We start from the raw sequence: 21691 nt of genomic DNA on the forward strand, positions 1-21691 counted from the left end.
GAATATTAACGTCAGTAAGGGAAATCAATGAAGAAGTTTCCAGCATACTTGGCTTCTTGGGACGACATAGAAAAGTGGGCTAAGGAAGGAGCTCTCAAGGTTCTTGAGGAAGGGTGGATACCAGATGTTGTTGTAGGTCTTGCAAGAGGCGGCTGGGTTGCAGCAAGGCTCTACTGTGACTATCTTGGCGTTAAAGACCTTGTAAGCATTAAGGTGGAGCACTGGGGAGTTACAGCAACGCCAGATGGGAAGGCAAGATTGAAATACGGCACCCAGTACAATTTTGAGGGCAAGAAGGTTTTGATAGTTGATGACATAGCTGACACAGGAGAAAGCTTAACTCTGGCAAAGAATTATGTTGAGAGCAAAAATCCAGGTGAAATAAAAGTTGCAACTCTTTTGACAATAAAAACCTCAAAGTTTAAGCCCGATTACTTTGGGGAGGAAATTGATTGGGCATGGATAGTCTTTCCATGGAACTTTGTTGAGGACATGATAAATCTCGTAAACAACTTGTTTGAAGAAAAGGAAGCTCTAACTTCAGATGAAATAATTGAGCTGTTTAAAGAGCTCCATGGTATGGAGGTTCCGAAGGAAAAGTTGGAAGAGGCCTTAAAATTTGCCCAGATGAGAAAAATATTTAAATGGGATGGGAAAGCTTGGCGCAAAGCCTAAGGTTGTGATACCTTGGATAAGGAGGATATGATAAAATCAATAAAGGAGCACAGCAATTACTCCAGAGAAATCTATGACATGCATGAGGATGCAATAAATGATGCTCTCGAACACTACGATGAGCTTAAAAAAGAGTATCTGAACGATCATTCGCGTGCTAGAATCGTTAGGATAGTGATAAATGAAGATAACAACCTGCCGTTGGCCATAGAGTTCCACCGCAAGGACGATTCCTTTAAGGGCTTCAGCATAGCAATTGGAAAGCCCTACATAAAAAATGGACGGAACAATGGCTATCGGGAATAAAATTCGTTTTCAATATTCCTTTCCATTATATTTTTGATGGCTCACCTAGGTGACATGCTAGACTTTGTATCTTTATTGGTTTAATTTAAGCCTCCCGAGGCTGAGAAATTTGAGGCTGCGCAAGTGGGTGTTAAAAGGAATTGCATTTTTAATAGTTGTCGCATTCCCCTTCCTTTTTGTGTTCTTGCTCTTTGGGATTCATTTTCTAATAATTTTGATAAGAGCCAAGTTGGGACTTGGCTAGGTATCATATATGGGCTCTCTCATATAAAAATTCGATTGAAAAAGCTTTAAATATCTCCTTCCAATTTTGTTAGGGTGACCTAAAATGAAAAAGATGGCAACGTTACTGTTCATGCTTATCTTGATATCTCCTTTAACTTTGGCTCAGGAGAAGCCTTTGGTAGTTACGAGTATAGCTCCCGTAGCTGAGATACTTAAGGAAGCCTTTGGGGGCACTGTTCAAGTTGAATACCTCGTCCCTCTTGGCGTTGATCCGCATCAATACCAGCTTACACCAGAGCAGATTGAAGAACTTCAAAGGGCAGATGTTATAGTCACAATAGGCCACTTGCCCAGCGAGAGGAAAATAGAAGAACTTGAAAAAGAGGGCTTTCTGAAAGGGAAAGTTCTTGAGATAGAGGATTACCAGAGATACGGCTTCCGCTATCTGCCAGAGAGGTGGTACAACAACAAGTACAATCCTCATGGCATCTGGCTGGATCCGTATAATGCCCTTGCAATAGCAAGGACCGTAAGAGTTGCTTTAGCAGAGCTTTATCCATCTTACAGTTTCTTAGACTCCCAGCTTTCTGAGTTTGAGGCAAAAGTGGAGGGAATTATCTTAGCATACCAAAAACTTGACTTAAACGGGAAGAAGGCCTTGATAGAGCTTCCGTCTCATCAGTATGCCGTGGAATGGATGGGGATTGTAGTTGTTGATTCTATAAAACCCGAAGAAGAAGTTCCAACCAAGAGCGTGGATGAGCTCTTAGAGGTTGCTAAATCTGTTGATGTCATAGTGTATTCTGAGGAGTCTCCGGAGCAGTTGAAAAATGCTGCCCTTGAGCTTTCAAAAAGAGCAGGAGTTCCTGCGGTCAAAGTTTCCGTTATGTGGAGCGGAAAGAATTATACCGAAGTTTTAGCTCAAAATTCAGCTAATATAGCCTCTGCATTTAGAACTTATCCTTTAGAACAGGTTCCTCAACAAACAAGTCTTAACACAACGTATGTAATTCTTGCCCTTATAGTGGGCATTACTCTCGGAACGGCTATTGGGGTAATAATAAAAAAGTAGTAGAGAGCTCACTCTCTCTTGTATGGCTTTCCATCGGCCTTTGGAGGCCTTACCTTTCCTATTATTCCTGCCACAATGATCAATGTCACTAGATATGGAAGTGTGGCAACGAACTGCCATGGAATGATTTTCTGAATCTCTGGATTAGTTCTTACCCACACTGAAAGGTTGTCGAAGAATCCGAAGATGAAGCCTCCGAGGAGGGCCCTCAATGGGTTCCATCCACTGAACACCATGTTTGCCAATGCAATAAAACCTCTACCTGCTGAAAGCTGCTTTGTGACTGTTCCAAGCCAATCAACGCTCATAAATGCTCCACCAAGTCCGGCAAGGGTTGCTCCATAGACTGTTGCCAGAAATCTGTAGCGCTCCACGTTTATACCTAACGCATCTGCCGCTTCAGGATTTTCACCTACTGCCCTTATTCTAAGGCCTAACGGCGTTTTAAAGAGCACCCAATGTGTCAAGATTGCTATAATGATCGTTATAAGAACCATGGGGCTTAAGCTTCCGTAGGGAGTTTTTATTATGGGCGAAACTCTGAAGGTGTCGGGCACTACATGCTGGCCTGCGGTTCCCCAATATGCGGGGATTCCAAAAGCCACAATACCAAGTGCCAAGAGGTTAACACCTATACCCGGAATGACGTGGTCTCCCTTCAAATAAACTGTAATGACTCCGTGAAGCATTCCAAGGAGCATGCCCACAAAGGCTCCACCCAAAAGACCTATCCATGGACTTCCAGTGACCTCTGCGAACATTGCCCCAAAGAATGCGCTCATGAGAAGTATTCCCTCGTATCCTATATTTACTACACCTGCTCTCTCGCTTACTACCGCTCCTACGCTCGTGAGCACTAGTGGAACCATTGCCGTTAGTGCTCCGATAAGTGTTGAAATAATGGCCTCTATCATCTTCTCACCACCCTCTTTAGAAGGTCTAAAAGTCCGGGGATTGCAACGGCCACAACTATAACACCCTGCACAACCCTTACCATCTCCAATGGAACTCCAGCTTCGATCTGCATAGCCGTGGCTCCTGCTTTAAGCATTCCAAAGAAGATTCCGCTGAATATTATTCCGAGTGGGTGGTTTCTTCCAACCAGTGAAACACCTATTCCGTCGAATCCATAGCCATATATATTTGCCATTCCTTGGCTTATTGCATAGCTTGGGGGCCTTCCCATTACCTCTGTCGCTCCCGCAAGACCACTCATGATACCTCCGAGCAGGAAGGACCATATAACCGCTTTCTTTGGATTTATTCCCCCATAACGGGCCGCTCTCTCATTGTACCCGCTCACTCTAAGTTCGTATCCTAATCCTGTGTGCCAGAGGATGTAGTATGTTATGAGGGCAGCCATTACTGAAATCGCGAAGGCCCATGAAAGTTCAGTTCCCTTCACTATAATTGGAAATCTCGCACTGACTGGAACCGCTATTGTCTTGTTCGGGTCTTCTGGGTTGGGTATTTTTTGCAGGACTATATAGAGGGCTATGAAGTAAGCCATCCAATTGAGCATGATTGTGGATACAACTTCGTTTACTCCTCTAATGACCTTTAGAAGTGCAGGAATTGCCATCCACACTATTCCAGCTAGTATTCCACCTAAAAGTCCCATCAAAATGTTTCCCCATAAGTTTGTGAGTACAATTGCCGCTATTGCTCCGAAGTACACTGTTCCTTCTCCACCGATGTTAAATAGCCCCGTCCTAGCCCCTATTCCAAAGGTCAATGCTGTTAGAATTATTGGGGTTGCAGAGCTTAATGTCATAGCTAATCCGTACTTTGAGCCGAGAGCACCATCAAAAAGTGCCACATAAGCGTCAACCGGGCTGTAGCCGGAGAATGCTAGAATAACTCCACCTACTGCGATTCCGATTACTATTGCTATCAGGCTTTCTATAAGGGGCTTTGCGAATTCTTTGATATCAACTCTCATGCTTAATACCCCCCATCATTAGTCCTATTTGCTCTTCGGTAACCTCTTCGGGCTTCACTATGCCCACGAATTGACCTTCATAGATTATTGCCATCCTATCACTAAGCTGTAGCACTTCATCCAAGTCCGCAGAAACCAGAAGAACTGCCTTGTTCTCGTTTCTGAGCTTTATCAGGTAGTTTCGTATATACTCAGTTGATGCTACATCTACACCTCTTGTGGGTTGGGATGCAATTATAAACTCAGGTTCTTTGCTGACTTCCCTTGCAACTATGAGCTTTTGCTGATTTCCTCCGCTCAAACTTTTTGCTGGGGCTTCGATGCTTGGAACGGCAATTTCGAAGTCCTTTACGAGCTTTGCCGCATGTTCTTTGACCTTGTCCCATCTTATAAGTCCTAACGGACCTCTGAACTTCTCTCTCCAGTGAAGTCCAAGAATTGAATTTTCAGCCACACTCATTTCTACGACAAGCCCCATATGGATTCTGTCCTCTGGAATGTGCGCCATTCCAAGATCATAGAGCTCTCTCGGAGGCCTGCCAGTTATGTCTTTTCCGTTGAGTATTACTTTACCTTTTTCTACTTTTCTCAACCCGCTTATGGCTTCTATAAGTTCCGTCTGCCCGTTGCCTTCTACGCCAGCGATTCCGAAGATTTCTCCAGCTCTTACTTCAAATGTAAGTCCTTTTACTGCGTCTTCGCCCCTATCTCCTTTCACCCATAAATCTTTTACTTCAAACACGGGTTTTCCAGGTTCTTTCGGTGGCTTCTCTATTTTGAGGACGACTTCTCTCCCAACCATCATTTTAGCCAGTTCTTTTGGAGAGGTCTTGCTTGTATTGACTGTTCCTATTACCTCTCCCTTTCTTAGAACGGTTACCCTGTCAGTTATCTCCATGACCTCTCTGAGCTTGTGGCTAATGAATATTATTGTTTTGCCCTGGATTTCAGCTTTCTGAGCACCTCAAAGAGTTCCTTGACTTCTATTGGTGTTAGCACTGCGGTTGGCTCATCCAAAATGAGAACGTCAACGTCTCTGTAGAGGGTTTTTAATATCTCAATTCTCTGCTGAACACCTACTGGAAGGTTTTCAACAGGCACATCTAGAGGAACTTGGAAGTTCAGCTCATCCATAAGTTTTTGTAATTTCTCTTTTGCTTTCTCAACATCTATCTTGGAGAAAAGACCGTGACCTTCCATTCCAAGTATGATGTTATGAAGCCCATCAAAAACATCAACGAGAGTAAAATGCTGGTGAACCATCCCAATTCCGTTTGCAAGGGCATCTGCTGGACTTTTAAATCTCACTTCCTTACCCTTAACAAAGATTTTACCCTCAGTTGGCTGGAGCATTCCAGAGAGGATTTTCATTAAAGTAGTTTTTCCAGCCCCGTTCTCACCTAACAAACCGTGAATCTCACCTTTTTTTACAGAGAAATCAACACCTTTTAGAGCCTTTGTTCCGTCTGGATATATCTTGACGATTCCTTTCATTTCGATAATCGGAACTTCTTCCATAGCGCACTCCCCCCAAGAAGCTGTAAAAGAAAGTTAAAAAGGGATAAGGGAAATCAGCTGCTTTCCCACTGCTTTGCTAATTCTTCCATTTCTTGCCATGTCTGGGCGTTTCTTATAGCCTCTATCTGGTCTTTAGTGGTTGCCATTGGGACTTTTATTTCTCCGCTCTTTATCTTTTCCTCAAGCTCTTTTACGGCATCCCAAATCCAGTCTGGAACTTGGTTTCTTGTCTCTTCAAGTTTGGCGAACAGCTCGTCTTCGCTTGTAAAGCCAAGCTCTTTAAGCTTCTGCTTCTTTGTCTCTTCTGGAAGTGAGTTGAACATCTCCTTGACATCATCGATTGTGCTTACTCCAACACCGCCTTCTTTGAGTCCGAGCTCCATTATTCCTCCTTGCCAGTTGCCCTTGATAGCCATCTCCACAGCCCTGTAAACACCGACGTCAACTCTCTTCATCATTGAAGCAATTATGACTCCAGGCTTAATCCAGTCTTGGGCTGAGTCAACACCAATTGCAAATGGGGGCCCCATTTCTTTTCCTTGGCTCTTGAGGTATTCATAAACGGCATCGAAGACTCCCAATCCTGTAGCACCTGCGATTTGGTAAATGACCCATGCGCCCTGACCGAGCTGAGCTTGGGCTGCGGTCTTACCCTTTGCAGGGTCGGTAAATGAACCAGTGTAGGTGTAAAGGATATCAATGTTGACGTCTTTTCCAGTCTTTTGCTTGTAGTAATCCTCAGCCCAAGCGACACCGAATCTGTATCCACCTTCGAATTTATACAGAACTGGGATTTCAACACCGAGGACGGCACCTACTTTGTCTTTGCCGTCGTTAGCTGCTATTAATCCCGCTAAAGCCCCGACAAGAGCTGAGCCCTCGTTTTCTTTAAAGAGAATGCTTACAACGTTTGGCTTGTCTGGGATGTAACCGTCGACAATGGCAAACTTTTGGTCAGGGAATTCATCAGCAACTTGCTTTACGGCATCAGTCATCATGAATCCAACGGCGATAATAAGGTCGTACTCTCCCTTTTGGGCGAGACTTCTAAGATTTGGTAAGTAATCGGATTCGCTGTTGCTTTGTACTTCCTTAAGTTCAAGGTTAAAGTCCTTTGCGGCCTTTGAAGCTCCAAGATATGCCATATCGTTGAAGCTCAAATCACCTCTTCCACCAACGTCGTAAACAACTGCAATTTTTCCCGCGTATTGGGAAATACTTGTTTGAGTTTCTGTGCTTTCTCCACCAATACAACCACTAATAGCAACACTAAGTAGTAAAATTCCTACTAAAAATGCTGCTAACTCTCTCTTCATGTAGATCGACCTCCCTGGGAGTTGTGTAGGGATACTGAAAAACAATTTAATATATACTTTGCGGTTGTTTTGAGTGAGTGCCTTAGGTTTTTAAAGAGGTTTAATTCTATTAACTGAAGGGATTTCGCATGCTTAAGGAGATAGCAAACCTCGAAAAGGGCGTGGTTTTGATTACTGGTGATGCTAAGAAGCTTGCAAAGATATTTCTCAATGCGTGGCTTTCCAAAGGTAAAGTTTTCCTTGTGGAATATCTTCCTTTTGAAGTGGACTATCCGGAAAATGTCTTTATCGGGAATATAGACGAAGGAGTTGGATTTGATGGTTACTTGCTCTATTCTCTCCTTTCGAGGCCAAAATCAGAACGGACTAAATATTATTCGTTCATAGCAGGACAGAAAGATAAGCTCATCCTCATATATGAGCCCAAGTACTTTAGGGATTCTCTTTTTGGGTATGCTCTCAAGGATTTTATAGACTATCTGGTCGCTTACAAGCGTGAGACTATGGGAATGGAGAGAATTGATGTTTATAAGCTCGAAGAAGGCAAAGTTATTAAAAAGAAAACTTATGTAAGGAGATTTTGAAGGATGCAGAATAAAAAATTTTTTTAATTTAGCCTCATATCTCTTAGCGTTAACAATCATTGGGTGATTCTCATGGTGAAGTACTTTGGGACAAGCGGCATAAGGGAAGTCGTCAACGAGAAATTAACCCCCGACCTTGCTCTAAAGGTTGGAAAGGCATTAGGAACTTATCTTGGCGAAGGGAAAGTAGTCGTCGGAATGGACACAAGGACGAGCGGCGAGATGCTTAAAAATGCACTGATAAGCGGACTTTTAAGCACTGGAATCGATGTTATTGATATTGGCCTTTCTCCAACACCTCTAACAGGCTTTGCGATAAAGCTCTACGAAGCAGATGCGGGTGTTACGATAACTGCTTCTCACAATCCTCCAGAGTACAACGGGATAAAAGTGTGGCAGCCAAATGGAATGGCATACACAAGCGAAATGGAGAATGATCTGGAGAGAATTCTTGAAGAAGAGAAATTTCACCAAGCACCTTGGAATGAGATGGGAGAACTAACAAAGGCTGATCCAAAAAAGGAGTACATAAAAAGAGCCCTTGAGATGATAGGGCTTTCAAAAGGCTATAAGGTTGTCGTTGACTGTGGGAATGGGGCAGGTTCAATTCTATCTCCCTACCTCCAGAGGGAGCTTGGGAACGAAGTTGTTTCCCTTAACTCTCACCCCAGCGGGTTTTTTGTTAGAGAGCTTGAGCCAAATGCTAAAAGCTTAGAAGCTCTTTCAAAGGCTGTAAAGTCCCTTGGAGCTGATGTGGGAATAGCGCACGATGGAGATGCCGATAGAATTGGTGTTGTTGACGACCAAGGTAATTTTGTTGAATATGAAGTCATGCTCTCCCTCATAAGCGGCTACATACTCAGAAAGTTCGGGAAAGGGAAGATTATAACCACTGTGGATGCGGGATTTGCCTTGGATGACTATGTTAAGCCTTTAGGGGGAGAAGTCGTCAGGGTAAAGGTTGGAGACGTTGCAGTTGCAGAGGGTGTAGTAGGAGAAAACGCAGTCTTCGGTGGTGAGCCAAGCGGAACTTGGATAATCCCCCAGTGGAACTTAACTCCAGACGGAATCTTTGCTGGAGCCTTGGTTCTTGAGATGATTGATAAGTTTGGCCCGCTGAGCGAGCTTGCAAAGGAAGTGCCGCGCTACGTGACGTTGAGAGAAAAGATACCCTGTCCAAATGAGAAGAAGGCCAAAGCAATGGAATTCATAAAGAGAGAAGCCCTCCAAAACTTTGAGTACAAAAGGATTATTGACATAGACGGCATCAGGATTGAAAACGACGAGTGGTGGATTTTGTTTAGGCCGAGCGGGACTGAGCCAATAATGCGCATTACTCTTGAGGCACACACAAAGGAGAAAGCACAGGAGCTGATGGAGAAGGCTAGAGCCCTTGTTGAGAGAGCCATCAAAGAAGCCTGATCCTGTAGTTTCAAGCACACATTTTACTTTTCTACTTTGGCCTTAATTTCTTCCGCAAACCTCCTCGCCCTCTCCAAGTCCTTCTCGTCCGGATGCCCATTGTTTATCCCCCACTCTTCTCAAGCGTCCCATTTATATTCCAGCCCCTGCAGGAGAACTCTCCAACTACCTCGAAGCCCTTCTCCCTTAGGGCTTTCTTTAGTTTCCTGTGGTTGTACCATCTTATGTTCATCCCTGCGGTTGAGAAAATTAACGCCTTTTCCGTCCATTCTGGGCAGTGATTCAATGAGCTTGAAGATGCCTCAGTGGTGAGCCGAAGCCGATGAGGTCGTATCCCGCGAGCTTCTCTTGTTCAATTTCCCAGGGCTTAGCAAGATCCACTTCGAGGGTCTTTGCCATGGTTCTGGCTATCCTCTCCGTGTTCCTGTGGTGAATGGACACGTAAGCAATCAGAGCGTTCATATTCCACACCATTTGTTTTTGCAGGAGATGTATTTGTAGGTTTTTGTGTAGCCCGTTTTGCCCTCTTCGAAAGTTTTTTAACTGAAAACAGCGACTCCTGTACGTGATTGTCATGAACAAGAAAAAGCCCGAATGGGAAGAATTTTTTGATAGGGAAGCCGACTATTACCTGCAGGAGCCTTTTACCAGGTACACCAAGGAGGAGGTCGAGTTTCTCCTGAACGAGTTCAAGCTCCCGAAGGGCGCAAAAATACTGGACGTTGGCTGTGGTGTCGGAAGACACTCCATAGAGCTTGCGAAGAGAGGTTACCGCGTCACGGGTGTTGACATTTCCCGGAAAATGCTTGAGAAGGCAGAGGAGCGGGCCCAGAAGGAGGGCGTTGAAGTTGAATTTATAAAAGCAGACGCGACCAAGTTTGCGAGAGATGAAGAGTTTGACGCCGCGATATGCCTGTGCGAGGGAGCATTCTCGCTGCTTGGCCTGTCCGACGACCCGATAGAGCACGACCTCGCCATCCTGAGGAACGTGTACAGGTCGCTGAAGCCGGGTGGCAAGTTCATCCTGACCGCCCTGAGCGCGCTCTCAAGGGTCAAGAAAGCCACGAACGAGGACATTGCCCACGGACTTTTTGACCCGAACACCATGACGTTCTATGAGGAACTCGAGGCCCCGGACGGCACGAAAGTCCCGATACGGGAGCGGGTCTACGTCCCGACCGAGCTCTACCTGATGTTTAAGATGGTCGGGTTTGAAGTGAAGGCCATCTGGGGCGGGACCGCCGGAAGGTGGGGGAAGCGAAAGGTGGACATGGATGACATTGAACTGATGGTGATTGCCGAGAAGCCCCGAAAATCCTCTCCTTAGTGTTTGAGGTGTTCTTCGAGCCTTTCTAGGCTCTCTTCAATGGTATCCTTGTCGAACTCGATGTAGGTAGCTTCTGGAAACCTTGCCATTAGGATTTCAAACAGTGTACCGGACATATTCACGAGCCTGAAGTTCTGCTCCTCAACGAGCTCCTTCGAGCGCTTTATCCTCTCCCCCTTGCTCAGGTAGAAGAACTCCTGCATCGCCCGATACGGGTAGCTCTCTGGGTCGCTTGAGCTCGTGTGGAAGACTCCACAAGTTGGTGAGCCCTTAACTCCCACGAAAACAATTTTATCAGGCTTTTCCTCCGTCAGAATCCTTCCTATGAAGTCGGCTATTGTATTTGCCTTCTCGCGCATGCCGAGCCTCTTGTAGACCTCTCTGCTCGCCGGCGCCCTTGGCCAGCCTATAAGCTCGAACTCGGGGCATGGATAAGCTAAGATCTGCCATTCATCGCCCAGCTCTCCAATTAGCTCCCTTAAGAGCCTCGCTGTCTTGTATTCCTTCTCTTTTGCCCCGCGGTAGACGTAGAAGGGGCTCAAAAGGCAAGGAGCAATGATAATTATTTTCATTGAGGCTCACCAATAAAAAAGAAGTTCAAGAAGCTTTAAACTTTTTTAGACTTCAGAACTGCTATAAGTTCTTCAACCTTTTCCTTTAGCTCTTCTAGGGTTCCTTCGTTTACAATTAAAAAGTCAGCCAGATCTTTAAGCTTGCTTGTGTGGTAAAGCTCCTCTTCGGCTTCATCCACCTTTAGAAAGTCCTCAAAGCTTTTTATAACCTTGTCCTTGCTTGCGTTTCTCCTCTTTAGGCGTTCATACCTTATCTCCGGCCTAGCATCGACGTAAATTATAACTCCCCCGCGCTTTTTTATTGCTTCAATCTCTCCCTTAGAGCGGACTCCGTCGATAACTACATCTTTGCAGTTTCTTTTCTTATCAAGTGCCAGCCTTATCAGAATGTCCTCTCCAAAAGCTTCTTTGAGGCGTTTGCCGTACTCAATGAGTTTATCTCTTGTCGGTTCGCTCTTTTCTGGAATCTCCGGAACCCATGAGTATTCGCTTATATTGTGAGTCAAAAGATCAACGAGGGGCTCGCTGCATGAAACCCTGCAAAATCCTTTTTCCTCAAAGAACTTTGCGACCGTTGTCTTTCCAGCTGCGATTTTACCCACAATTCCGACTATCATTGGATCACCTCGCTGCATTCATCGTTTTTTCATCGCCCACCATATTAAGTTTGCTCCGTCTGTTGACTCCATGAGGCCCTCGGCTACCATGTCCATCACGAAGTCTATCATGGCTTCTTTGTCGACTCTGACTGGCTTTTCAAAACCAAAGAAGTATTTTGCTTCAAAGAACCCGATATGGAAAAATCTTAGGGGGTTTAGGAGTGCGATACCTTCGTTTATCTTTAGGTCAAATGGAAAATCGCCTATTACTATTCTGATGCCCCTTTCCTCTGCGATATCTGTGAGCTTCTTCTCATCGGGGAAGAAGAGCTCCTTCAAAGACCCCTCTATTGCCTCATACTCCATTTTTGGAAAGGTGTACTTGATCCCAATTTTCTCAGCTTTTAGGCCAACTTTTTCGGCAAAACCTATCATAGCTTTTGCATTGAAGCTGAGGAACACGAGGGCTTTTTCACCAGCGTTTAGCTTTGGCCATTTGCGGGGTGGAAAGTTAAACTCGGCCTCAATTATTGGAACCAAAAATTCCAAAAAAGTTCCTTTAATTTTCTTTAGGTTCTCTTCGAGCTTCTTTCGCTTGATAATTAAGTCTAGCTTTGAGTAGACAGTAACTTGCTTGACTCCAAGCTCCTCTTTGAGCTTTCCGATTACAAAGCTGTTCCCGATTATTGCGCTTTTGTCGCTCCTATCCCTGGCTATTATAAACAGCTTGTCGCTCTCTTTATCATACCTAATTTCGTCTATCACAAAGGGCACTACGGGAAAGCCGTTTTCCTTTCTTATTTTTACAATCTTTTTTTCTATCTCGCTTGTTGCAAACATCAGCTCACCTTGTATGCCTTGAAGCACTCGTAGATTTCTTGGGCAATTTTTAAAGCTTCTTCCTTGTCGTCCGTTTCCTTAACTATGATTTTTCCGCTTGGAAATATGCTTATGTCGTAATTTTTCCTAACAAGTGCTAAAAATCTTGTTACTCGCTTTATCTGGTATCCTTTTTCTGCTAGGCATTCGCAGACTTCTTCGAGGTCAAGATCAAACTTTTCTTGGGGTGTTATATTTATTGCCTTCATACTTGCGCATGGTTTTGCAATCAGCATAGAACCACCAAGAGGACTTTATGAAGCACAGTTCATAAAATTTATTAAAGAGAACCAAATTCCAGAGTGCAAATTGACACTCTGTTGATTCAAGTTAAAAAATAAAAATCACGAAAGCCTAATTCCCAGCTTTTTCCTGATTTCATCTACAAGTGGCACAACGGGGAACACTAAAAGCAGCGGTAGCAGCTCTTTTGGCAACATTTCTGTCTTGAACACTGTATTTAATGGTGGAAGTATTGCTATCAACTGAAGAATTATTGCGCCTAACAGAGCCCAAATCAGCTTTTTATTGGCTGGTAATTTGAATATAAGGTTGTTTTCGCTCCTAGAGACTAGTGCCAGCCCAATTTCAGCAAGCACTAAGCCGGTAAATACAAATGTCCTTGCAATACCCACGCCGTATTTGGGAAGTAGTAATGCGTAGAATGCCACAGTGGTACTACCCAACAATAGACCCATGAATACGTAGTATGCTAACTTTCTTCTATTGATGAGCCTCTCTTTACGAGGCGGTCTCTCTAGGAGTCCCGGTTCTGGCGGCTCGAGTCCAAGTGCTATTGCTGGGAAGGAGTCTGTTACTACGTTTATCCATAGCAGTTGAATCGGCAAGAATATCATTGGGAGCTTTGCAAAAGCACTTGTGGCTACTGCGACAACTTCAGCAAGATTACATGACAAGAGGAAGTTGATTGGCTTCTTCAAGTTCTCCCAGATTAGTCTACCTTCTTTTACTGCCTCTACTATTGTGGCGTAGTTATCGTCTAGCAGAATTAAATCTGCGGCTTCTTTTGCAACATCTGTGCCTCTTATTCCCATAGCAACTCCCACATCTGCCGCTTTCAGGGCAGGGGCGTCATTAACACCGTCTCCAGTCATTGCCACTCTGTATCCTTTGCTCTTTAGTGCCCTAACTATTCTGACCTTGTGCATTGGGGTCACTCTAGCAAAGACAGTGATGTTGTCTATGACCTTCAGCAGTTCTTCATCGCTCATCTTTTCGAGAGTTGCTCCTTCAAGAACGTTTTCTTCTGAAACATCTAGTCCAATCATTCTAGCTATTGCCATTGCCGTTAATTTGTGGTCTCCGGTAACGATCACGGTTTTTATTTTGGCTTTTTTAGTCATTGCTACTGCTTCTTTCACTCCTTCTCTTGGTGGATCGACGATTCCCAATACAGCTAAGAAAACGAGGTCTTTTTCCAATTCTTCATCATCTTCTGGTATTTCCTCAATTATCTTATAAGCAACACCAAATGTTCTGTAGCCAGAAGAAGCAAGCCTTTCTATCTCTGAAAGAATGTTTGATTTTATGTCATCTGTAAGCGGCTTTTCTACACCGTCGATTCTTACCTTAAATGAGATATCAAGCAACATCTCTGGTGCACCGCTTGATACTACTAGGTAGCGGTCTTGATAGGTATGGGCTGTTGTTTTTCTCTTTCTGAAGCGGTCGAAGGGTATTATCTTGACGGTTTTCAACTCATTTATAGCTTTGTTAACACCTTCTGGGCTCAGGCCTTTGTATGATAAAACCAAAGCGGCTCCTTCTGTTGGCGATCCTTGAATGCTCCATTTTCCTTCTTTGTTTATTAATTTTACATCGGTTGAGATGTGGGCTGCCAAAATCTCTAATAGGAATTTTAAGTCTGCTTCGTTGTGTTTGCCGTTGCTTAGCTTTAGCTCTCCATGGGGCTCATATCCTGCTCCACTAACAGAGTACTCCGAGTTGGGGAATTTAACAACTTTGACGGTCATTTCACCTTTCGTGATAGTGCCGGTCTTGTCTGAACATATTACATCAACAGATCCAAGCGCTTCAATTGCAGACAATCTCTTGACGAGGGCGTTCTTTTTGCTCATTCTTAGAGCCCCTAGTGCCAAAATTGCCGTGGCTATTGCGGGCAGACCTTCGGGGATAGCAGCGACAGCCAGCGCAATGGAAGCCATTAGTGCGTGTATAACTTGTTCACGGTCAATCAGCACATAGATAGTGAAAACTATTGCCGATAGTGCGAGGATTACAAGACCAATCCTTTTAGCAAAGTAATCCAGCTCGACTTCTAGCGGCGTTTTTTCTTCTTTGGCTTCTGCCACTTCAACTGCGATTTTTCCCAATTCTGTAGTTAAACCGGTCTCAACAATAACGGCTTTTCCTTTCCCTCTAACCACATAAGTCCCTGCAAAAACCATGTTTGTTCTGTTGCTTACGGGAGTATCTTCTGGCAGTACTGCATTTGCATCTTTAGCAACTGGGACCGATTCTCCAGTTAGCGATGATTCGTCAACTTCAAGGTTATATGACTCAATAAGACGAGCATCGGCAGGAATTTTATCGCCTTCAGACAAGATAAGAATATCCCCGGGCACTAGGTTCTTTGAGGGTATTTGTTGCTCCTTGCCATCCCTAATGACCAAGGATACAGGTTCCATTAACTTTTTTAGGGCTTCTATAGTCTTTTCGGCTCGATACTCTTGCAGAAACCCCATAATACCCATGATGAGGATAACTATTCCGATAGCTATTGAATCTATAATCTCTCCTAAAAGAGCGGATATTAGGGCTGCGATTATCAGTATTAGTATGAGAAAGTTCTCAAATTGTCTCAGGAATATTTGAAGTGGGCTTTTCTTTTTTACACTAATCTCGTTGTATCCATGTACCTTCAGTCTTTTATTAGCTTCTTCAGAAGTAAGCCCTTTGGAACTTGTTTTCAGTATTTTAATGACTTCCTCAGCTGATAGTGAGTGCCAAGGCTTTTTTATTTCTTTTTCCATATTGCATCCCAGATAAGTTTGATTAAAAGCGCTTTAAATTTTTGCGAAATATCCTATACTGTCGAAATGGCTTTAACATAAATCGCTGTTTCCAAAAACGAGTAAAAAAGAAGGGAAATCATCTTAAGCTTTTCACGAGCTCTTCTATAACCCCAAGGAATGTCTCAACTTCTTCGAGGCTGTTGTAAACGTGGAACGATGCCCTTACAGTTCCATTTATTCCAAGTTTTTTCATTACTGGCAGTGCACAGTGGTGACCGCTTCTCACCATAATGTTGTGCTCATCTAATATAGCTGCAACATCGTGTGGATGCAGTGGTGGAACGTTAAAGCTCACGACTCCTGCATGTTTCTTTAAGTCTCTTGGCCCATACCATGGCACCTCAAGCTCCGTTAGTCCCTCAGTTGTTCTCTTTACAAGTTTGTGTTCTTGCTTTTCGATTTTGTCAATGCCTATTTTTTTGATGTACTTTATTCCCGCCGCAAGACCTATTGCTCCGCCGATGTTTGGTGTTCCAGCTTCAAATCGCTCTGGCGGTTTTGTGAGCTTGTAGTCGTATAAGTCAACATCTTCAATGGTTCCTCCGCCGATTAATGGGGGTTCAAACACGTCAAAGAATTCCTCCCTTATGTAAAGCACGCCTATCCCCGTTGGCCCCATTGGGCCCTTGTGACCTGAGAATGCCAAGAAGTCGGCATGTAACTTATCAACGTTAACTTCCATGTGCCCAACGCTTTGCGCGGCATCAACAACGAATATTGCACCTTCATCTTTTGCCATTTTTCCAATTTCTTCTACTTCATGAATGACTCCAAGGGCGTTGGAGACGTGCTGAATAGCTACAAGCTTTGCTCCTTTGATTTTCTTTTCTGCATCCGCTAAATCCAAGTTTCCTTCATTGTCTCCTTCAATTATCTCCAGCTTTAGGCCGAGTTTTTTGGCCAATCTCTGCCATGGGAGCAGATCGGAGTGGTGCTCATATGGAGTTGTTACTATCTTGTCTCCTTTCTTAAAGATGCCCTCCAATCCTAAGGCCGTTAAATTTAAGCTTTCGCTTGTGTTTTTTGTGAAAACAATCTCTTCAAATTTTGCTCCAATAAATTTTGCCGTAATTTCTCTCGCTTTTTCATATTCATGTGTCGCCTTTTGAGAAAGCCTGTGCACCCCACGGTGGACGTTTGCTCTGTATTTCAAATAGTACTCGTCCATAGCCTCGACAACAGGTTTGGGGGTTAGAGAAGTAGCGGTGTTGTCAAAATATATGACCTCTTGGGTCAAGGGGATGTCTTTTCGAACATCATCGGGTATTCTCATCTTAACCACCGTAGAATTTACTTTCATAGAACATATAAATGCTTTGCTTCTCATTTTTGTTCCTTCAAATATTCCAATTATGGAACAAAATTTTATAAGTATTGGAACAAAAACGCGAATGGGGGTTCAAATGAGGACTAAGGAAATAGCGTTAATGGGGTTGCTGTTGAGCTTATCACTGGTATTAGAGATTTCCCCGCTTAAAGTTCCAACTCAATGGGGAATGACAATTGACTTGGTGGCGGTTCCTATAGTTGTCATATATGTTTTGCTGGGGTTCTGGAGCAGCGTAACGGCTCTAATGTTGTTGTTCGTGGGGCTGAGTTTGATATCATCTGCCACTTGGCTCGGGGCTACCATGAAATATTTTGCAACCCTAAGCGTAATAATAGGTCTTGAAATTGCCAAAAAGCTTACAACGTTTGATTTTAAGCAGCATGAGAAAAGAGATCTCGTTATTTTCCTGCTTGTGGCGTATTTAGCAGGAATTGCAATAAGAATCCCCGCAATGGTTGCAATGAACTACTACTTCGCCATGCCGTTTTATTTTGGTATCTCCAGGGAACAGGTAATTCCTATGATTGAGGAATTGTTCCATATCCCGTTCTGGCTGGTAATAGGCATACCAAACGCCATCCAAAGTGCCGTTGATGTTGTAGTTGGGGTTTTAGTCTCCTTACCGGTTATCAGGGCGTTGCCACATATTATTGAATGACCCTTTCCATCTTTCTGCATTTATTTTAAAATCTGGAAAAGGTTTATAACTTGGTTTTAAAGATAAACAACTGGTGAGGGGAATGAAAACCCCGTGTGAATTTTGGGCTGAAGAGGTCATGCCTACCCTTAGGGCAAACGTTGCTCGGATTTTATACTCCAAGGGCTTAACTCAGGCAAAAATAGCGGAGTATTTAGGGATTACTCAAGCAATGGTTAGCAAATACCTGACTGGCAAATACAAAAAATTAGAGGGAAGGCTTGGCAAGGAGATTGAGAAAGTTGCCGAAGAAGTTGCGAGCCTTATTTTGTATGGGGCAAAGAAGGAAGATTTGGTGAGGTTTTTAAACAGAAAGTTCTTTGAGATGTTCAAAAGCGGTATTCTCTGTAAGGATTATTTAAACTATATCGGGAGCAACGACGAATCTTTATGCAGGGAGATATTTTCAGAAGAGCCTTCAAGAAATCAGATTCTGGAGGAACTGTCATTAGCTTTAAATGAACTGCTTCGCGATGAGAAGTTCCTAGACCTCATACCTGAAATCAGGAGCAACTTTGCTTATTCTCTTCCAAAACCAAAGGAAAAGAACGATGTTGCAGCTATTCCAGGGAGGATAACTGTAGTAAAAGGAAAGGCATACGCGCTGCCTCCCGAGTTTGGAGTGAGTGAGCATATGGCGGATGTATTAATTAGACTCTCTGAGATCTTTCCAGAGATTAGAAGCGTTTTGAACATAAGATACAACGAGAGAGTACTCAATGCCCTTAAAAGGGCAGGCTTTAAAATTGGGACTATAGAAAAGAGCGAGAGGAGTGAGGAAGAAACCGTTGAACTAATAATCGAGGAGTTCAAAAAGAAGGGTGCCCTTGATGCAGTGGTAGATAAAGGTGGATTCGGAATAGAACCGTGTGTCTACATTTTTGGTAAGAACCCAATAGAGGTCGTTGAAAAAGTTAAAAAACTGGAGCGTTTCCTATGAAATCCATTAGGTACCTCTATCTTCTTTTTCTAGCTTATGCAAATCTTTCTCCTAAAGTTCCTTCTGCTGGAGTGGTGGGAGGGGACAAAATAGCACATTTCTTGGAGTTCCTTATCCTTGGCTTAATAACTGGAAACAAGCTGTACGTTGTTTTCCCGGTTATTTTTGAGTCTCTTCAACTTTTCATTCCCGGGAGGAGTTTTTCCTTCATGGATATGGCCGCAAATCTAATAGGGTTTGGAGTTGGGTATTTAGTATGGAGGTGGTGGAATGAAGGTAGTAACGGAAGAACTTAGATTTTCCACGAAAGGGGAGATAGACCTCGTGGACATAACCTCTGAGGTCGAGGAAATAGTGGAAAGAAGTGGGATAAAGGAAGGTCAGGTTTTGGTGTTTGTCCCCGGAGCTACTGGAGCCGTGGTGACAATAGAACACGAAAAAGGTCTTCTTGAGGATTTTAAAAGAATCCTGAAGGAAATTGTCCCTAAAGGTGCTGGTTACAAGCATGATATAATAGACAACAACGCTCACTCCCACCTGAGGGCTACCCTCCTGGGACCTTCACTTGTTCTCCCCGTTGTTGATGGGAAAGTTGTTAGAGGGATATGGCAGCAGATATTCTTCGTAGAGCTTGACGTAAGGCCGAGGAGGAGGAAATTAGTAGTTCAGGTAATGGGATATTAGATTCTCAAAATCATGAAGTCCTTTCCTACTATTCCATTTTCTCCAACTTTTTCCTCCAGCTCTTCGTGAGTGTAGTTTGAGTGGCTTATGTGGACAAAGAGCGTCTTTTTTGCTTCTACTCTCTGGGCCAGTTTAACCGCATCTTCCACTCCAAGGTGGGTTTTGGGAATTGAATACTTATGAGTCATTTCAGAGACCAGAAGGTCTGCTCCTTGGATTTCCTTTAAGACTTCTTCATCTTTTAGAATTTCCGGCCCTGTGTCTCCAGTTATGGCGATTTTCTTGTTGCTTATCCTTAAAATGAACCCTCCAGCTACTTCTCCCGGCTGATGGACAACGGGAAAGTGCTTGACCTCAAACTTTTCGAATTCATACCACCTATTGAATTCCAGAGGGATGTATTTCCATTCTCTCTGGCCTAAGAAAGTCTCCTGCAGGAGCTTTGCAGTAGAGAGTGTTTTCTCATGGGCATAAAAGCTGACTTCCTTGAAAACCTGCAGTTCGGGAACTCCGGCAATGTGGTCAAAGTGGGGATGCGTTATGAAGACTCTCTCAATTTTCTCGTTTAAATGCCTCAGGTGGTAATAAAGATCTGGGGAAGGATCTATGAGAGCGTTTATTTTGGGAATATACAGTGAAAACCTCGTTCGTTGGTACTGTGGGAATTTTCTCGCCCTTGTGCAGTTCTCACAGTTGCACAGTGCCTTAGGTGTCCCGCTGTAGGATCCAGAGCCTAGGAGAATAACCTTCATTTCTCTCCCCCCAAGATTTCTTTCCATATGGGGTTGCTATGAACTATTACCCACCACTCCTTAAGTTCTTTCCTCTTTTTTCTCCAGTCAGGATGGAATTTCTCAACTAGCCTCCAGAACCTTTTGGAATGGTTCATCTCTACCAGATGCGCAACTTCATGTGTAACGAGGTATTCAATGAGCTCTAAAGGTAGGGCAAGCATTGCCAAATTAAAGCTCAAGTTTCCTTTTGGAGAACAGCTTCCCCACCTTGTCCTCTGTTTTCGAATAAAAACTCTCTTCGGCTTAACTCCTAAACTTGCCGCACGTTCTTCAATAATGGGCATTATTAATGTTCTAAGCTCTTTCTTTAGGCCTTTCTCAAGCTTTCTCTTGTCTGAGAGGTCCAGGATTTTATTGTCGAGTAGAATAACCCCGCATCTAGAGGAGTAAAACTTCCCGAGGTAGGGAAATCCTCGAATCTCTTTTGCTCTTTCCACGCTCTCCAGCTTCGATAGTATCCATTTTTCTTTTTCTTTTAAGAACTTTTCAACGTTCTTTGTCGGAGAAACGACATGAAGCTTGCCTTCTGGGCTTACATAGATTCTCACGTACCTTACATTTCTCACACTGACTTCATACTGGATTTTCTTACCATTAAGCTCTATTTCTGGCATGTTTCCTTCTTGCGCTTCAGAGAATTTAAGTGTTTGTACTCTAAGGAGCCCAAGCGGAAGGTACTAAAGCATTGAGACCAAAACTTATTGGGATGGGAAACTGCAGAGAGGCTCCAATAAGAGGGTCTTAACTGCCGCTGAGTTCTTGGGAAAGAGACCAAAAGTTCTGGAAGTTTAGTATGATATTGAGTTATCGTTTTAACCTCCTAATCAAATTTACTTTTAGGGTGATGGTAGTGGACGTTGGAACAGCTGACAAACTTAGAATATATGTTTTAGCCGAGGATTATGCCGGCTACAACAGTCCATTTTTAGCTCAACATGGAATCTCCTTCCTAATAGAGGTAAAGTTTAACGGAAATACACGAAGAATACTCTTTGATGTTGGTTCTTACGCTGAGCCAGTTCTCTTTAATATGGAGCTTTTAAGCATTGACCCAAAAACAGTAGATATGATAATACTTTCACACAGCCATTTTGATCACACAGGCGGTTTACTGGGCATCATGAAGAAAATAAATAAGGAGGTTCCTATCTTTGCCCATCCCGAGATTTTTAAAGTGAGCTTTGCTACAGAACCGGAGTTCACTTATGCAGGAATTCCACCATTGAGAGGAGGCTCAAAAGGTGAAATTGAGAAGCTTGGTGGTATTTGGGTTCTGAGCAGAGACCCCATAAGGCTAATGCCGGGTGTTTTTACGCTTGGGGAAGTATCAAAAGAAGAAAAAGTTGGGTTCGAGAAAAATGTCACGATAAGCCTTTACAAGCTTGAAAAGGGAAGATTAGTTCCAGATGAAGTTGAAGATGAGATAGGGCTTGCAATAAATACTAAAAAAGGCCTAGTTGTTATTGGAGGATGCTCCCATCCTGGCATCGTCAGCATGACGAGGAAAGCCATAAAAATAAGCGGAATTGATCAAGTATATGCCGTTGTAGGAGGATTTCACCTGATATCTGCAGATGAAGAAAGAATTCAGAAGACTGTAGAAGCATTTAAAGAGCTGGGAGTTAAGAAAATTTATACTGGGCACTGTACAGGACTTAGAGCTGAAGCCACCTTTGCGAGAGAATTCGGGAAGAATTTTGAAAAACTCCATTCTGGAAAAGTCATAGAAATCTAGGCACTATTGAGGTTTTCA

The 21691-nt window shown here is 43.5% G+C and carries 24 protein-coding genes and 1 pseudogene; 11 read left to right on the forward strand and 14 right to left on the reverse strand.

The window, feature by feature from the left end; all coding sequences use genetic code 11:
- Positions 1-27: 27 nt before the first annotated feature.
- The 3 genes from NF865_RS06500 to NF865_RS06510 all read left to right on the forward strand — a co-directional run bounded on the left by NF865_RS06500 (position 28) and on the right by NF865_RS06510 (position 2278).
- Positions 28-675 carry a phosphoribosyltransferase gene (locus NF865_RS06500; protein WP_253303954.1) on the forward strand — a complete coding sequence of 216 codons (648 nt, stop codon included), beginning with the start codon at positions 28-30 and terminating at the stop codon, positions 673-675.
- Positions 676-702: 27 nt separating this feature from the next.
- Complete coding sequence (locus tag NF865_RS06505; protein ID WP_436317645.1) at positions 703-981, forward strand: hypothetical protein; 279 nt, start codon at positions 703-705, stop codon at positions 979-981.
- 328 nt (positions 982-1309) lie between these two features.
- Positions 1310-2278, forward strand: coding sequence for a metal ABC transporter solute-binding protein, Zn/Mn family (locus NF865_RS06510; RefSeq protein WP_253303956.1), 969 nt, complete (start codon positions 1310-1312; stop codon positions 2276-2278).
- A gap of 8 nt (positions 2279-2286) precedes the next feature.
- Here NF865_RS06510 and NF865_RS06515 read toward each other — a convergent pair whose 3' ends face one another.
- The 4 genes and pseudogenes from NF865_RS06515 to NF865_RS06530 form a co-directional block, all read right to left on the reverse strand.
- The gene (locus NF865_RS06515; protein WP_253303957.1) at positions 2287-3192 is read right to left on the reverse strand and encodes an ABC transporter permease; all 906 of its coding nucleotides are present in this window, start codon (positions 3190-3192) and stop codon (positions 2287-2289) included.
- The gene (locus NF865_RS06520) at positions 3189-4220 is read right to left on the reverse strand and encodes an ABC transporter permease (protein ID WP_253303958.1); all 1032 of its coding nucleotides are present in this window, start codon (positions 4218-4220) and stop codon (positions 3189-3191) included. Before NF865_RS06520 ends, NF865_RS06515 begins: the two co-directional genes overlap by 4 nt.
- Positions 4210-5738: pseudogene (locus tag NF865_RS06525) on the reverse strand (ABC transporter ATP-binding protein). The gene NF865_RS06520 and the pseudogene NF865_RS06525 overlap by 11 nt, the downstream one beginning before the upstream one ends.
- Before the next feature lie 53 nt (positions 5739-5791).
- The gene (locus NF865_RS06530) at positions 5792-7054 is read right to left on the reverse strand and encodes a BMP family lipoprotein (protein ID WP_253303959.1); all 1263 of its coding nucleotides are present in this window, start codon (positions 7052-7054) and stop codon (positions 5792-5794) included.
- Positions 7055-7182: 128 nt separating this feature from the next.
- Here NF865_RS06530 and NF865_RS06535 point away from each other — a divergent pair, with 128 nt between their 5' ends.
- On the forward strand, positions 7183-7638 hold the full coding sequence (locus NF865_RS06535; RefSeq protein ID WP_253303960.1) for a hypothetical protein: 456 nt from the start codon (positions 7183-7185) through the stop codon (positions 7636-7638).
- A 72-nt stretch (positions 7639-7710) separates the two neighbouring features.
- Positions 7711-9060, forward strand: coding sequence for a phosphoglucosamine mutase (gene glmM, locus NF865_RS06540; RefSeq protein ID WP_253303961.1), 1350 nt, complete (start codon positions 7711-7713; stop codon positions 9058-9060).
- A gap of 103 nt (positions 9061-9163) precedes the next feature.
- Here the strand turns inward: glmM and NF865_RS10390 are convergent, their stop codons facing one another.
- Together NF865_RS10390 and NF865_RS06545 are read right to left on the reverse strand one after the other, a co-directional pair.
- Positions 9164-9292, reverse strand: a complete 129-nt coding sequence (locus tag NF865_RS10390) for an NADPH-dependent FMN reductase family protein (RefSeq protein ID WP_301281847.1) — start codon at positions 9290-9292, stop codon at positions 9164-9166.
- 50 nt (positions 9293-9342) lie between these two features.
- Entirely contained in the window at positions 9343-9522 is a 180-nt protein-coding gene (locus NF865_RS06545; RefSeq protein ID WP_253303962.1) for an NADPH-dependent FMN reductase family protein, read from the reverse strand.
- A 112-nt stretch (positions 9523-9634) separates the two neighbouring features.
- Here NF865_RS06545 and NF865_RS06550 point away from each other — a divergent pair, with 112 nt between their 5' ends.
- Complete coding sequence (locus NF865_RS06550; protein ID WP_253305600.1) at positions 9635-10387, forward strand: class I SAM-dependent methyltransferase; 753 nt, start codon at positions 9635-9637, stop codon at positions 10385-10387.
- Here NF865_RS06550 and NF865_RS06555 read toward each other — a convergent pair.
- The 6 genes from NF865_RS06555 to NF865_RS06580 all read right to left on the reverse strand — a co-directional run bounded on the left by NF865_RS06555 (position 10384) and on the right by NF865_RS06580 (position 16766).
- Positions 10384-10959, reverse strand: coding sequence for a hypothetical protein (locus NF865_RS06555; protein ID WP_253303963.1), 576 nt, complete (start codon positions 10957-10959; stop codon positions 10384-10386). The genes NF865_RS06550 and NF865_RS06555 overlap by 4 nt on opposite strands.
- Before the next feature lie 35 nt (positions 10960-10994).
- The gene (locus tag NF865_RS06560; protein ID WP_253303964.1) at positions 10995-11576 is read right to left on the reverse strand and encodes an AAA family ATPase; all 582 of its coding nucleotides are present in this window, start codon (positions 11574-11576) and stop codon (positions 10995-10997) included.
- Between the two features lie 18 nt (positions 11577-11594).
- Positions 11595-12398 (reverse strand): hypothetical protein, encoded by an 804-nt coding sequence (locus NF865_RS06565; protein ID WP_253303965.1) that lies wholly within the window; start codon positions 12396-12398, stop codon positions 11595-11597.
- Positions 12398-12673, reverse strand: a complete 276-nt coding sequence (locus tag NF865_RS06570; protein WP_253303966.1) for a hypothetical protein — start codon at positions 12671-12673, stop codon at positions 12398-12400. The genes NF865_RS06565 and NF865_RS06570 overlap by 1 nt, the downstream gene beginning before the upstream one ends.
- 108 nt (positions 12674-12781) lie before the next feature.
- Positions 12782-15451 (reverse strand): cation-translocating P-type ATPase, encoded by a 2670-nt coding sequence (locus NF865_RS06575; RefSeq protein WP_253303967.1) that lies wholly within the window; start codon positions 15449-15451, stop codon positions 12782-12784.
- Between the two features lie 118 nt (positions 15452-15569).
- A complete protein-coding gene (locus tag NF865_RS06580; RefSeq protein ID WP_253305601.1) occupies positions 15570-16766 on the reverse strand; it encodes a cysteine desulfurase in 1197 nt (398 codons plus the stop codon).
- Between the two features lie 130 nt (positions 16767-16896).
- Between NF865_RS06580 and NF865_RS06585 the strand changes: the two genes are divergently transcribed.
- The 4 genes from NF865_RS06585 (at position 16897) to NF865_RS06600 (ending at position 19144) form a co-directional block, all read left to right on the forward strand.
- Entirely contained in the window at positions 16897-17481 is a 585-nt protein-coding gene (locus NF865_RS06585) for a hypothetical protein (RefSeq protein WP_253303968.1), read from the forward strand.
- Between the two features lie 82 nt (positions 17482-17563).
- Positions 17564-18460 (forward strand): thiamine-phosphate synthase family protein, encoded by an 897-nt coding sequence (locus NF865_RS06590; protein WP_253305602.1) that lies wholly within the window; start codon positions 17564-17566, stop codon positions 18458-18460.
- Positions 18457-18756, forward strand: a complete 300-nt coding sequence (locus NF865_RS06595) for a VanZ family protein (RefSeq protein ID WP_253303969.1) — start codon at positions 18457-18459, stop codon at positions 18754-18756. Before NF865_RS06590 ends, NF865_RS06595 begins: the two co-directional genes overlap by 4 nt.
- A complete protein-coding gene (locus NF865_RS06600; protein ID WP_253303970.1) occupies positions 18731-19144 on the forward strand; it encodes a secondary thiamine-phosphate synthase enzyme YjbQ in 414 nt (137 codons plus the stop codon). The genes NF865_RS06595 and NF865_RS06600 overlap by 26 nt, the downstream gene beginning before the upstream one ends.
- On the opposite strand, the gene NF865_RS06605 is transcribed toward NF865_RS06600, so the two are convergent.
- Positions 19141-19896: an MBL fold metallo-hydrolase gene (locus NF865_RS06605; RefSeq protein ID WP_253303971.1), complete on the reverse strand. Its 756-nt coding sequence runs from the start codon at positions 19894-19896 to the stop codon at positions 19141-19143. The two genes, NF865_RS06600 and NF865_RS06605, sit on opposite strands and share 4 nt — an antisense overlap.
- Positions 19893-20552 carry a M48 family metallopeptidase gene (locus NF865_RS06610; RefSeq protein ID WP_253303972.1) on the reverse strand — a complete coding sequence of 220 codons (660 nt, stop codon included), beginning with the start codon at positions 20550-20552 and terminating at the stop codon, positions 19893-19895. Before NF865_RS06610 ends, NF865_RS06605 begins: the two co-directional genes overlap by 4 nt.
- Before the next feature lie 236 nt (positions 20553-20788).
- Between NF865_RS06610 and NF865_RS06615 the strand changes: the two genes are divergently transcribed.
- Positions 20789-21673, forward strand: a complete 885-nt coding sequence (locus NF865_RS06615) for an MBL fold metallo-hydrolase (RefSeq protein WP_301281848.1) — start codon at positions 20789-20791, stop codon at positions 21671-21673.
- Positions 21674-21691 lie beyond the last annotated feature (18 nt).

The organism is Thermococcus aggregans (assembly GCF_024022995.1).
GTDB classification, from domain to species: domain Archaea; phylum Methanobacteriota_B; class Thermococci; order Thermococcales; family Thermococcaceae; genus Thermococcus_A; species Thermococcus_A aggregans.